The following is an 11,964-nucleotide window of genomic DNA, read 5'->3' as shown; positions in this document are numbered from 1 at the left end:
AACCTGTCCAACATCAGCACCAACACCAAGGCCGCGACCGGCACCATCATGGACGTCGACTTCGCCAGCGAAAGCGCGAACATGACCTCCAATCAGATGCTGCTGCAAGCCTCGACCGCCATGCTGAAGCAGTCGAACAGCATGTCCTCGATGGTCATGTCGCTGCTGCAGTAATCACCGCAAGACCGGGCTTGCGGCCGGGTTCCGAGCGGACCCGGCCCGGCAACACGCGAAAGGCCAGCCCCTGCGGTTGGCCTTTTTTACATTCCTGAACGGGGTCCATCATGGCCAGCGTCTCTTCCCTTCCCGCCCTGCCTCCACTCGTCACGCCGCCTTCCACGCCGGCGCTGCCGGTCGGCGCCGTCGCCGCGGCCGCCCCGGTCGCCCTGCTCGCGGGGGGCGCCGACGGGCCGCCGCTGCCGTTCTCGCAAGCGCTGTCCACGGGCGCCGGCACGCCGGCCCAGGCGCCGGAATCCGGCGCCGAGGGGACGGCCATGCGTCCCGACCAGGCGATCATGGCGCGCCAGCTGGCCTACCAGCAGATGGACGCCGCCGGCCTGGCGCGCGCCTGGCGCACCCAGGTGCGCAACCACGGCAGCCAGCTGGCCAGCCGCGCCCTGGCCAGCAGCGCCGGCCAGCTGTCGCCGGCCCTGCTGGCGGCGGCGCAACAGGGCCAGGTGGTGGGCCAGGCGATGCGCCAGCCCGAGCTGCTGGCGGCCCATCCGGACGCCTGGCGCTTCACGGTGCATGGCGCCGGCCAGGCGCCCCAGCACCTGGAAGTCCTGTCGCGCGACCCCGACCAGCCGCCGGGACGCCGCCGGCGCCTGCGCGCCGCCCTGCGCCTGGCGCTGCAACTGGCCGACGGCAGCACCGTCGTGGTCGAGGTCGAACCGCTGCCCGGAGGCGTCGCACTGACGCTATGCGGGGCCGATGCGCGCACCCTCACGCGCCTGCGCTGGCTGCAGCCGGAGCTGGAAAGCGCGCTCGGCCGCGCCGGGTTGAAGGTGCTGCGCTGGCAGTTCCGCGACCGCCTACCGACCGAGCACAGCCACGCCCTGCGCACCAATGCCGAGGCGGTGGCCCAGGCCCTGAGCCCGGCGGTGTTCCGCGCGGTGGCCGAGCTGGCGCTGCTGCTCCCGGCGGTCGAGCAACCCGCACGGGAAGCCTGAGCGCGCCGCTATCCAGGTATGAAATATTTTCGAGAAAATTTCTCAAAAGAATTTAATGCCGTAGCGAAACTGGCCGCCTTGTACAGTGGAGAGCGAGTGACGCACTCGAATTTCCAGATAATGTAGTACCAACAGGAGTTACCATGCTGAGCCTTCACACCAACAACGCCGCACTGTCCGCACAGAATTCGATCGCGCGCACCCAGAGCTCGCTGTCGACCTCGATGACCCGCCTGTCGACCGGCTACCGCATCAACTCGGCCATGGACGACGCCGCCGGCCTGCAGATCGCTTCGCGCCTGAAAGCCCAGACCTCGGGCATGACCGTGGCGATGCGCAACACCCAGAACTCGACCTCGATGCTGCAGACCGCCGAAGGCGCGCTGGACGAAGTGTCGAACATGCTGGTCCGCATGAAGGACCTGGCTACCCAGGCCGCCGACCAGTCGTCGACCGACGACGACAAGACCGCCATGCAGGCCGAATACGATGCCCTGGGCCTGGAACTGGCCAACGTCCTGGACAACACCAAGTTCGGTGGCGAAGCCCTGCTGGTCGGCGGCACGCTCGCCAACGCGATGACCTTCCAGATCGGCGCCTCGTCGGACGAGACCATGGAAATCGACCTGTCGGACGACATGAGCTCGCTGGCCGATGCCGCCTCGGCCGTCTCGACCAACTACACCGCCGCTTCCACCGGCACCGAACTGACCGGCACCAATGCAAACGGCACCATCGACGACCTGGAAACCGCGCTGGACGCGGTGAGCAAGGTCCGTTCGGGCCTGGGCGCCGCCGCCAACCGCCTGGAACACGTGTACAATAACCTGTCCAACATCAGCACCAACACCAAGGCCGCGACCGGCACCATCATGGACGTCGACTTCGCCAGCGAAAGCGCGAACATGACCTCCAACCAGATGCTGCTGCAAGCCTCGACCGCCATGCTGAAGCAATCGAACAGCATGTCGTCGATGGTCATGTCGCTGCTGCAGTAATCGTCATCGGCCAGGCCCGGGCTTCCCGGGTCCGCCAATGCAAAAAGGCCAACCTCGCGGTTGGCCTTTTTCATTGGCGCAGCCGGATCGTCTCATCCGTGCGCGACGATGTCGATGATCCGGTCGACGTCGGCATCGGCCAGGGCCGGATAGATCGGCAGGCACAGCACCCTGGCGGCGGCCGCCGTCGCCACCGGCAGGTTGTCGCGGCGCGCCGACGCCAGCCCCCGGTACATCGGGAAGTCCGTGATCAGGGGATAGAAGTAGCGGCGCGGATGGATGTCATGGCGCTTCAGGCGGTGATACAGCTCGTCGCGGCTGGCGCCGTACTCCGGCTCGACCAGGATCGGGAAATAGGAGTGGTTCGCGACCTTCTCGCCCGCACGGTCCACGCAGCGGATCCCGGCCACCGGCGCCAGCCGCGCGCGGTAACGCGCATCGATCTGGCGCCGCCGTTCGATCGCCGCGTCCACGCTCTTGAGCTGGAGCATGCCGAATGCCGCGTTGATCTCGCTCATCTTGCCGTTGATGCCGGGTGCGACGACGGTGACCTCGTCGACGAAGCCGAAGATCTTCAGGTGATCGATGCGCTGCTTGGTGCGGCGGTCCGGGCAGACGATGGCGCCGCCCTCGAAGGTGTTGAAGACCTTGGTGGCATGGAAGCTGAGCACGGACAGGTCGCCATGGCGCAGGATGCTGCCGCCGGCGTCCTCGACCCCGAAGGCGTGGGCGGCGTCGTAGATCACCTTCAGGTTGTAGTTGTCCGCGATCTTTTCGATCGCCGCGACGTCGCAGGGATGGCCGTAGCAATGCACCGGCAGGATGGCGGTGGTGTGCGGCGTGATCGCCGCCTCGATCCGCGCCGGGTCGAGGTTCAGGCTGCCCGGCTCGACGTCGGCGAACACCGGGGTGATGCCGTTCCAGAGCAGCGAATGGGCGGTGGCCACGAACGAGTATGGCGTCGTGATGACTTCGCCGGTGATGCGCGCGGCCTGCAGGGCGGTCACCAGCGCCAGCGTGCCGTTCGAGAACAGGGCCAGGTGCTCCACGCCCAGGTAGTCGCACAAGGCCTGCTCGAGCTGCTGGTGGAACGGTCCGCCATTGGTCAGGATCCGCTTGTCCCAGATCTCCTGCAGGTAGGGATAGAACTCTTCCAGCGGCGGCAGATGCGGCTGGGTCACGTAGATCGGTTTCGCGTCACTCATGCTTTGCTCCTCCAGGGGACACGGCGCCGCGCCCCCGCCTGCGTCAGCCCACCGTCCCCACGATCGACACGTCGCGGTTCTCGGGAATCTCGTTATACGACAGCACGTGCAGCCCCGGCGCGAACAGGCGCGCATAGCGCGCCAGCAGCGGGCGCACCTGCGGCAGCACCAGCAGCAGCGGCGGCGTGTGCTGCTGCTTCATCTGCTCGCGCGCCACCGGCATATTGATCTGCAGCTGAGACAGCAGTTGCGGATCGATCGGGTAATTATCCAGCACTACCTTGCCGCCGCCGTTCTGGCGCGCCTGGTTCAGGGAACCGAGCAGCATGTTTTCCAGTTCGGCCGACAGGTTAAAGGCCGGCATCTCCTTCTTTTTGCCGAACAGGGTCGAGACGATCTGGCGCCGCAGCGCGCAGCGCACCTCGGCCGCCAGCAGGATCGGATCCTTGGTGGTCTCCGAGCTGTCGAGCAGGGTGGTGGCGATCACCACGATGTCCTTCAGCGACACGCCCTCGGCCAGCAGCACGCGGAACACGCGCAGCAGCTGGGTGTGGGTCAGCGCCTTTTCCAGCGCCGCGGCCAGCTTGGGCGACAGGGCGGTGAGGCGCTCCAGGATCGCCGGCACGTCTTCGTGGCGGAACAGCTCGTGCAGGTATTCGCGCACCACCTTCGAGACGTGGGTCGCGATGGCGCTCGGCACCTCGACCACCTGGTAACCCAGGCCCAGCGCATGCGCCTTCTGGTCGGGTGTGATCCAGGTGATGGCCATGCCGTAGGCCGGCTCGATGCCGGGGATGCCGTCGAGTTCGCCGTACACGTTCGGCGACGGGATCGCCAGCAGGTGCTCGGGCATCACCTCGGCCTCGGCCACCACGGTGCCGGACAGGCTGATCGAATACTGGGTCGGGCGCAGCGCCAGGTCGTCGCGCACCGCGATCGCCGGCAGCAACATGCCCATCTGTTCCGACAGGCTCTGGCGCACGCCCTTGATGCGCTTGACCAGCGGTTCGCCCTGGGCGCGGTCGACCATCCCGACCAGCTTGTAGCCGACCGCCACCGTCACCGGCTGCACCACCGGCAGGGCCTGCCAGTCGAGATCGGGCGCGCGCTCATCCCGCAGCGCGGCCTCGATTTTGGCCACGCCGGATACGTCCGGCGCCTTGATCCGGCCGCCAACCTTCCAGCCGGCGAAGGCCAGCACCGCCGCCGCCAGCGCGAAGAACAGCCATGGCATGCCGGGCACCACCGCCATCAACAGCATGACGCCGGCCGCCGAGTACAGCACGCCCGGCTGGGCCAGCACCTGGTTGCCGACCTGCTGCTCGAGGTCGCCCGATTCGCCGATGCGGGTCACCAGGATCGCGGCCGCGGCCGACAGCATCAGGGCCGGGATCTGGGCCACCAGGCCGTCGCCGATGGTCAGCAGCGCGTACACGCGGAAGGCGTCGCCCAGGGCCAGGTCGTACATCAGGGCGCCGATCGCGACGCCGCCCACCAGGTTGATGATCAGGATCAGGATCGATGCGATCGCGTCGCCGCGCACGAACTTCGAGGCGCCATCCATGGCGCCGTAGAAGTCGGCTTCGGCCGCGACATCCTTGCGCCGCGTGGTGGCCTGTTCCTGGTTGATCAGGCCCGCGTTCAGGTCGGCGTCGATCGCCATCTGCTTGCCCGGCAGCGCATCGAGCGTGAAGCGGGCCGAGACTTCCGAGATCCGCTCCGCGCCCTTGGTCACGACGATGAAGTTGACGATCATCAGGATGATGAAGATCACCAGGCCGACCACGAAGTTGCCGCCGATGACGACGTTGCCGAAGGCTTCGATCACCTGGCCGGCGGCATGCGTGCCCTCGTGGCCGTGCAGCAGCACCACGCGGGTGGAAGCGACGCTCAGCGCCAGGCGCATCAGCGTGGCGCCCAGGATCACGGTCGGGAACACCGAGAAGTCGAGCGGACGCTTGGCCGTCACCGCTACCAGGATCACGATCAGCGACAGCACGATGTTGAAGGTGAACAACACGTCGAGCAGGATCGGCGGCAGCGGCAGCATGATCATGCCCAGCAGCGCGATCAGGAATACCGGCGCGGCGAACTTGTGCCGTCTCAGCTCGCCGACGAAGGCATTGATGGTATTCGTGAAGTTCATGCTTGTTTCTCGCTCAGATGAGATGGGACGTCCATCTCGTGGGGGAACCGCGGGGGCGCCTGGCGCCGGCCCGTGCGGAACGCATTCAGTTGTAAAACGTAGTTCAGCACCTGCGACACCGCCTGGTACAGCTGGGCCGGAATCTGCTGCTGCACCTGGCTGGTGTTGTAGATGGCGCGCGCCAGCGGCGGCAGGGTCAGGGTCTCGACGTTGTTCTCTTTCGCCACGCGGCGGATGTACAGCGCCATCTCGTCCACGCCCTTGGCCACCACGAACGGCGCCTCGGCGCGCGCGGTGTCGTACTTGAGCGCCACCGCATAGTGTTCCGGGTTGACGATCACGACGTCGGCGGTCGGCACCGTGCTGCGCACGCTGCGCCGGGCCAGCTGCTGCTGCAGCTGGCGGATGCGCTGCTTGACTTCGGGGCGGCCCTCGTTGCTCTTGTGTTCTTCCTTGATCTCCTGCTTGCTCATGCGCTGGTTGCGCATGAACAGGAAGTGCTGCACCGGCACGTCGACCAGGGCGAACACCACGAACACCGCCACCATCGCCATCAGGGCGTCGAAGGCCAGGCCGCTGCCGGCGGCGATGGCATCAGGCAGCGGCATGCGCTGCAGTTCGACGTACGCCTTCATGCCGGCGCGCGACACCATCCACAGCACCACGCCCAGCATGACGGCCTTGCCGAGCGAGGTGAAAAAACCCACCCAGTGCTTTTGCGAGAACAGGTTGCCCAGGTTGGTGATGGGGCTGAAGCGGCTGAATTTGGGCTGCAGGTTCTTGCCGCTGGCGACGAAGCCGCCCGGGATCACGCCGGCCACCACGATCGCCAGCGGGATCGAGAACAGCGGCAGCACCATCTGCACCAGCAGCATCACGCCGGCGCCGAACACGGTCGACAGCGCGTTCTCCATGTCGCCGGCCGCGCCCATGGGCACGAACACCAGGCGGAACAGGTGGCGCATGTCTTCCAGGTAGCCGGGCGCCATCAAGGAGAACAGCTTCAGGCTGATCAGGATGCCGACCGCCGTCGCCAGGTCGCGCGAGCGCACCACCTGGCCCTCCTGGCGCGCTTTCCTGAGCTTTTGCGCCGAGGGCTTTTCGGTCTTGTCGCCACCGCTGTTGTTATCCGCCACGGGCCATCCTCATCTGTTCGGTCAGCATCTCGAGCACCTGGTTGGTCATCGACACGTAGTGCTCGGGAATGAAGCGCACCAGTTGGATCAACATCAACAGGCCGAAGATCGTGACCAGCGCGAAGCCCAGCGAAAACAGGTTCAGGCTGGGCGCGACCCGGTTCAGGAAACCAAAGCCCATCTGCACCACGATGGTCGAGAACACGATCGGCAATGCCAGCAGCACGGCGGCGGCGAACACCCAGCCGACATTCAGCGCCACCGCCTCCAGCAGCATCGGCGGCACGCCCGAGCCGACCGGCCACACATGGAAGCTCTGGCCCAGCACCGCGACCAGCACCAGGTGGCCGTCGATGGCGAAGAACACCAGCATCGCCACCAGCGACATCAGGCCCGAGATCACGTCCGACACCTGACCGTTGACCGGATCGTTCATCTGCGCCATCGAAAAGCCGATCTGGCTCGAGGCCAGGAAGCCCAGCATGGTGACGGCCGCCATCGCGAACTGCAGGGCCAGGCCCAGCACGCCGCCGATCACGGCCTGCTCGAACATGGCGACCACGCCAGAGAGCGAGAACGGATCGGGAGTCGCCATGCCGGCGCGCGTGGTCAGCGGCAGCATCAGGAACGACAGCACGATCGCCAGCAGCGCCCGCACCGGCACCGGGATGGCGCCGTCGCCCATCACCGGCGCGGTGACCATCATGGCCATGATGCGGCAGAACGGCCACCACAGGGCGCCGATCAGCGGCATCAGGAAGCCGAACAGCTCGATGCCCATTCAACCCACCAGGGTCGCCGCGCGCTGGAACACCGAGACGCAGTAATCCATCAGCCGGGTCGTCATCCAGTGGCCGGCCAGGATCACCGCCAGCAGGGTCACCAGCAGGCGCGGCAGGAAGCTCAGGGTCTGTTCGTTGATCTGGGTCGCGGCCTGGAACAGCGCCACCACCAGGCCCATGACCAGGCCCGGGATGACCAGCACCATCACCAGCAGCATCACGATCTGCAGGGCCTCGACCACCAGGTCGACGGCGATATCGGGACTCATGTTCGTCGCTCTCTCGTACAGGAATGGCCAGCTAGTAGCCGTGGATGCTGCCCACCAGGGTGCTCACCGTCAGCGTCCAGCCGTCGACCAGCACGAACAGCAGCAGCTTGAACGGCAGCGAGATCACCAGCGGCGACAGCATCATCATGCCCATCGCCATCAGCACCGACGCCACCACCAGGTCGATGATCAGGAAGGGAATGAACAGCATGGCGCCGATCTGGAACGCGGTCTTCAGTTCGGACAGCACGAAGGCGGCCAGCTTGACCGGGAAGCTGTGCTGCTGCGGCTGCGCATAGTCGGGTTCACCGGCCAGGCGCGCGACCTGCGCCAGCGAGGCCTTGCTGGTCTGGGCCAGCATGAAGCGCGACACCGGCACTTCGGCGATCCGCAGCGCCTGCTCCAGGCCGATCTTGTCCTGGTCGTAGGGCAGGAACGCCTCTTTCCATACCTGCTCGCCGATCGGACGCATCACCAGGATGGTCAGGATCAGGGCGATGCCGGTGATGATCCGGGTGGGCAGGCCCTGCTGCAGGCCGAGGGCCTGGCGCAGCAGCGACAGCACGATCACGAAGCGGGTGAAGCAGGTCATCATCATGATCATCACGGGCAGCAGCCCGAGCAGGGTCATGATGACCAGGATCTGCGACTTGACGCTCATGCCGGAGCTGGTCGCATCGGCGCCCGGGATGACGCCGGCCAGCAGGTCCTGGTTCTGGGCCAGCGCCGGGGACGACAGCAGCAGGCCGCCCAGCAGCGCGCCGAGCAGCAGCGCGCCCGGCGGCGCGCTGCGGGTGACACGCGTCATGGCGCGAGCATGTCCAGGTTCAGGCCGTCCAGGTCGATCACCTTCAGGCCGTACTGCTCGCCCGCGACCACCACTTCGGCGCGCCCGATCGGGGTGCCGTTGACCTTGATCACCAGCGGCTCGCCGGCCAGCGAATCGAGCGGCAGCACCGACGATGGCTGGATGTCCATCAGTTCCTGCAGCGAGACGCGGGCCGACCCGACCTCGAGGGTCAGGGTCACCGGGATGCGCCGCATCATCTGCGGCAGCTGGCGTCCGGCCTGGCGGCCGGCCGTGGCGGCCGCCCCGTCGACGGCGTCCAGATCATCGATGATCACGTCGCCAGCCAGTTGCTCGTTGAGATTCATGTCCATTATTCGGCGTCTTCAAATGAGGTTAAACACAGCTTGCCCTTGTGCTCGGCCACCGCGGCCGTGAACAGGCGGGAATCGTCGAGCAACACGTCCGCGCGGCCGACCGAGACCGGGATCACGTCGCCGACCTTCAGGCCGAACAGCGTGGCGAGGGTCACTTCCTTGCTCACCAGGCGGCCTTCGAGCTTCACCCGGAGGTGCGATGCCAGCGGCTCGCGCGCCATGCGCACCGCGCCGCGCATGCCGTTGCGGTCGGCCATCAGGCCCTGCAGCACGTGGGCCATCAGGCCGTGATCGAGGCTGATCCACAAGCGCCCTTCCGGCGCCGCCAGGCTGGGGTCGTCGGTGTCGCGCCGGCCGTACTGGGCGCGCAGCACGGCGCGGACCACCCAGCCGGACTTGCCCGGCGCGCCGGCCGGCACGATCGCGGCGCCGCCCTTGGCCAGCTGCGGCGCCAGCGCCGGCGCGGCAGTCCCGGCCGCGGCCAGTCCTTGCGCCACCTGCTCGTCGAGCAGCCGCGTCACCTGTTGGGCCAGGGTCGCGGCCAGGCGCTCCTCGGTGGCGGTCACGCGCTCGAGGCCGGGATCGCGCTGCGGTGCAATATTCGGTCCCTGCAGCGGCCCCTGCGTGCGGCGCGCATAACGGCCTTCGAGCAGGTCCAGCAGCAGGCTGCGTTCGAAAGCGACGGCGGCCAGTCCGTAGGGACCGTTCACGCCCAGCCAGCGCAGCGCGCGGTCGTCGGGAGCGCGCTCGAAGGCGAGGCTTTCGAGACGGAAGGCGCCCCAGTAGCGGCGCCCACCCGGAGAAGCCATCGCGGCGCCGAGCGCCTCGGCCAGGCGCGCCGCGAAGGCCGGCAGCAGATGCACCGGCCGCCCCAGCAGGCAGGGGTCGAGCACCTGGAAATCGCGCGCACGATCTGGTTGATTTATCGACATGTTTGTTGACTAAAAATTACGTTTCGATGACAGCTTTTCATTCTCCACGGCAACAATTATACAGGGAAGTTTTATACAGTAGCTTTGACATTCTTCTTTGATTTCCAACTTGCCGTACGGTAATATCGTGCTGTCGCATCGCAACAACTCGCCCCACTTTCCCGGTTTCCCAGAGGAGAGACGAAGGGAAAGGACAGAAGACAAACGGAAAAAACAAACGTTCGTTCGTTGACCGATGTTTAAGAATTTCACGACTGACCGGGCCAGCAAAAGCCGAAAATCCGCAACTTTTTGTCGCTCGCAAACAACAACGTTTTTACATGGGAACCACGATGGCAACTGAACTTGCCGGCCTGATCCGGGCCGACCTGGCGCAACTGACCAACGACGCGAATCGCCTGGCGATCGCCCCCGCCACTTCCTTCGCCAACCCCGGCGCCGAATCCGGCAACGCCTTTTCCTTCACCCAGGTGATGAAGCAGGCCATCGCCAACGTCGACGCCCAGGACCAGGCGGCCGGCGCGCGCGTGGCCGCAGTCGAGTCCGGCAAGAGCGACGACCTGGTCGGCGCGATGCTGGCCAGCCAGCAAGCCAGCCTGTCGTTCTCGATGCTGATGCAAGTACGCAACAAGGTCATGACGGCCGTCGACGAGCTGATCAAGCTCCCGGTCTAACCATACAGCGAAACTTCCCGTGATCTCCTCCCTCAAGTCCGCCGTCGGCGGCAAGCTGGCCCTGCCCTCGCTGCCGCCCCTGCTGCGCAACAACCTGCCGCTGATGCTCGGCCTGGCCGTGGCGCTCACCGCCGCCATCATGATGTACCTGTGGCAGGACCAGTCCAGCTACAAGCCGGTGTTCGGCGCGCGCGAAAAAGTCGCCGCCGCCGACATGATGTCGGTGCTCGAAGCCGAACAGATTCCCTATCGTGTGCACCCCGAGAGCGGCCAGGTGATGGTCCCGGCCGCCGCGCTGGGCAAGGTGCGCATGCTGCTGGCCGCCAAGGGCGTGACCGCCCAGCTGCCGGCCGGCCTGGAACTGATGGACCGCAACGATCCGCTGGGCGTGTCGCAGTTCGTGCAGGACGTGCGCTTCAGGCGCGGCCTGGAAGGCGAGCTGGCGCAGAGCATCCTGACCATGGACGCGATCGCGTCGGCGCGGGTTCACCTGGCGATCGCCAAGACCAGCTCCTTCGTGACCGCCACTACCGACGGCAACTCGGCCTCGGTGGTGGTCTCGGTGAAACCCGGCCGCGCGCTGTCGAACGAGCAGGTGGCGGCGATCGTCAACCTGGTCTCGGGCAGCGTGCCCGGCCTCAAGCCGCAGCGCGTGTCGCTGGTCGACCAGGCCGGCAACTTCCTGTCGTCGCGGGTCGACCTGGAGGATGGATTCGAAGGCGCGACGCAGGGCGACGCGGCCTCGAAGCGCTACACCGACGAGGTGCGCGCCAACGTCAACGACCTGCTGGCGCCGATCCTGGGCGTCAACAACTACAAGCTCAGCGTGACCGCCGCGGTCGACAACGACCGCATCGAAGAGACCCAGGAAAAATACGGCGAAGCGCCGAAGGTCACCAGCGAGGCGATGCGCGAGGAGATGGAAAAGAACCGCATGGCGCTGGGCGTGCCCGGCACCCTGTCGAACCGCCCGCCGGCGCCGGCCAATCCGGATGCGCTCGATACCGAGGCGCCGGGCGGGAACGGCGAGGACGGCAGCGCGCGCAAGAACGCCACCACCCGCCAGTACGCCTATGACCGTGCGATCACCCAGATCAAGCGCGAACGCGGCCGCCTCAAGAAGCTGTCGGTGGCGGTGGTGCTGAACAATGCCAGCGCCGCCAACGGCCAGGCCTGGACGCCGGCCGAACTGGCCAACATCAAGACCATCCTGGCCGGCGGCCTGGGCATCGACGCCGCGCGCGGCGACGTGCTGGCCGTCTCGAGCCTGAACTTCCCGGCTGCGCCCGTGGCCCAGGAATGGTGGCAGGAACGCGACAACGTGGTCGACATGACCAGCTACGCCCTGTGGGCGCTGGGCGCGATCCTCGCTTACTTCCTGCTGGCCCGCCCGCTGCTGCGCGCCGTCACCACGCGCCTGGCGCCGCAACAGCCGCCGCTGGCGCCGGCCACCCCTGCCCTGCCGGGCGCACCGGGCGCCGCAGCCGCC

Annotated in this window: 13 protein-coding genes; 5 read left to right on the top strand and 8 right to left on the bottom strand. The window is 66.9% G+C overall.

The features are described 5' to 3' along the window. The 3 genes from HMPREF9710_RS17910 to HMPREF9710_RS17900 all read left to right on the top strand — a co-directional run. The coding region (locus HMPREF9710_RS17910) for a flagellin (protein WP_005668637.1) at window positions 1–174 on the top strand (174 nt) is incomplete at its 5' end. 110 nt (window positions 175–284) lie between these two features. Continuing rightward, on the top strand, window positions 285–1,169 hold the full coding sequence (locus HMPREF9710_RS17905; protein ID WP_005668634.1) for a hypothetical protein: 885 nt from the start codon (window positions 285–287) through the stop codon (window positions 1,167–1,169). A 143-nt stretch (window positions 1,170–1,312) separates the two neighbouring features. Continuing rightward, window positions 1,313–2,167, top strand: coding sequence for a flagellin N-terminal helical domain-containing protein (locus HMPREF9710_RS17900; RefSeq protein ID WP_005668632.1), 855 nt, complete (start codon window positions 1,313–1,315; stop codon window positions 2,165–2,167). 92 nt (window positions 2,168–2,259) lie between these two features. Here the strand turns inward: HMPREF9710_RS17900 and HMPREF9710_RS17895 are convergent, their stop codons facing one another. From HMPREF9710_RS17895 to HMPREF9710_RS17860, 8 genes are read right to left on the bottom strand one after another with little or no spacing between them, the layout of a single operon-like run. Continuing rightward, on the bottom strand, window positions 2,260–3,372 hold the full coding sequence (locus HMPREF9710_RS17895; protein WP_005668630.1) for a DegT/DnrJ/EryC1/StrS family aminotransferase: 1,113 nt from the start codon (window positions 3,370–3,372) through the stop codon (window positions 2,260–2,262). Between the two features lie 43 nt (window positions 3,373–3,415). Beyond that, on the bottom strand, window positions 3,416–5,518 hold the full coding sequence (locus HMPREF9710_RS17890; protein WP_005668628.1) for a flagellar biosynthesis protein FlhA: 2,103 nt from the start codon (window positions 5,516–5,518) through the stop codon (window positions 3,416–3,418). Next, on the bottom strand, window positions 5,515–6,654 hold the full coding sequence (flhB, locus tag HMPREF9710_RS17885; protein ID WP_005668627.1) for a flagellar type III secretion system protein FlhB: 1,140 nt from the start codon (window positions 6,652–6,654) through the stop codon (window positions 5,515–5,517). The genes HMPREF9710_RS17890 and flhB overlap by 4 nt, the downstream gene beginning before the upstream one ends. Beyond that, window positions 6,644–7,435, bottom strand: a complete 792-nt coding sequence (gene fliR / locus HMPREF9710_RS17880) for a flagellar biosynthetic protein FliR (RefSeq protein WP_005668625.1) — start codon at window positions 7,433–7,435, stop codon at window positions 6,644–6,646. Before fliR ends, flhB begins: the two co-directional genes overlap by 11 nt. Then, window positions 7,436–7,705, bottom strand: coding sequence for a flagellar biosynthesis protein FliQ (fliQ, locus tag HMPREF9710_RS17875; protein ID WP_005668624.1), 270 nt, complete (start codon window positions 7,703–7,705; stop codon window positions 7,436–7,438). It lies immediately after the preceding gene. 31 nt (window positions 7,706–7,736) lie between these two features. After that, the gene (fliP, locus tag HMPREF9710_RS17870; RefSeq protein WP_005668623.1) at window positions 7,737–8,513 is read right to left on the bottom strand and encodes a flagellar type III secretion system pore protein FliP; all 777 of its coding nucleotides are present in this window, start codon (window positions 8,511–8,513) and stop codon (window positions 7,737–7,739) included. After that, complete coding sequence (locus tag HMPREF9710_RS17865; RefSeq protein ID WP_218918210.1) at window positions 8,510–8,860, bottom strand: FliM/FliN family flagellar motor switch protein; 351 nt, start codon at window positions 8,858–8,860, stop codon at window positions 8,510–8,512. The genes fliP and HMPREF9710_RS17865 overlap by 4 nt, the downstream gene beginning before the upstream one ends. Window positions 8,861–8,865: 5 nt before the next feature. Continuing rightward, a complete protein-coding gene (locus HMPREF9710_RS17860; protein ID WP_005668620.1) occupies window positions 8,866–9,801 on the bottom strand; it encodes a FliM/FliN family flagellar motor switch protein in 936 nt (311 codons plus the stop codon). Between the two features lie 332 nt (window positions 9,802–10,133). Between HMPREF9710_RS17860 and fliE the strand changes: the two genes are divergently transcribed. Together fliE and fliF are read left to right on the top strand one after the other, a co-directional pair. Next, entirely contained in the window at window positions 10,134–10,475 is a 342-nt protein-coding gene (gene fliE, locus HMPREF9710_RS17855; protein WP_005668618.1) for a flagellar hook-basal body complex protein FliE, read from the top strand. Between the two features lie 19 nt (window positions 10,476–10,494). After that, the coding region (gene fliF / locus HMPREF9710_RS17850; protein WP_005668617.1) for a flagellar basal-body MS-ring/collar protein FliF at window positions 10,495–11,964 on the top strand (1,470 nt) is incomplete at its 3' end.

This window comes from Massilia timonae CCUG 45783, from assembly GCF_000315425.1.
GTDB lineage: Bacteria > Pseudomonadota > Gammaproteobacteria > Burkholderiales > Burkholderiaceae_D > Telluria > Telluria timonae.
Note: the sequence above shows the minus strand (reverse complement) of the source record. Positions and strands in the feature narration are given on the sequence as shown.

What these genes read in the sequence shown, in the direction of transcription:
- HMPREF9710_RS17900 (WP_005668632.1), top strand. Translation starts at nt 1,313, where the DNA reads ATGCTGAGCCTTCACACCAACAACGCCGCACTGTCCGCACAGAATTCG.
- HMPREF9710_RS17860 (WP_005668620.1), bottom strand. Translation starts at nt 9,801, where the DNA reads ATGTCGATAAATCAACCAGATCGTGCGCGCGATTTCCAGGTGCTCGAC.
- HMPREF9710_RS17890 (WP_005668628.1), bottom strand. Translation starts at nt 5,518, where the DNA reads ATGAACTTCACGAATACCATCAATGCCTTCGTCGGCGAGCTGAGACGG.
- fliE (WP_005668618.1), top strand. Translation starts at nt 10,134, where the DNA reads ATGGCAACTGAACTTGCCGGCCTGATCCGGGCCGACCTGGCGCAACTG.
- fliP (WP_005668623.1), bottom strand. Translation starts at nt 8,513, where the DNA reads ATGACGCGTGTCACCCGCAGCGCGCCGCCGGGCGCGCTGCTGCTCGGC.
- HMPREF9710_RS17905 (WP_005668634.1), top strand. Translation starts at nt 285, where the DNA reads ATGGCCAGCGTCTCTTCCCTTCCCGCCCTGCCTCCACTCGTCACGCCG.
- HMPREF9710_RS17865 (WP_218918210.1), bottom strand. Translation starts at nt 8,860, where the DNA reads ATGAATCTCAACGAGCAACTGGCTGGCGACGTGATCATCGATGATCTG.
- HMPREF9710_RS17895 (WP_005668630.1), bottom strand. Translation starts at nt 3,372, where the DNA reads ATGAGTGACGCGAAACCGATCTACGTGACCCAGCCGCATCTGCCGCCG.
- fliQ (WP_005668624.1), bottom strand. Translation starts at nt 7,705, where the DNA reads ATGAGTCCCGATATCGCCGTCGACCTGGTGGTCGAGGCCCTGCAGATC.
- fliR (WP_005668625.1), bottom strand. Translation starts at nt 7,435, where the DNA reads ATGGGCATCGAGCTGTTCGGCTTCCTGATGCCGCTGATCGGCGCCCTG.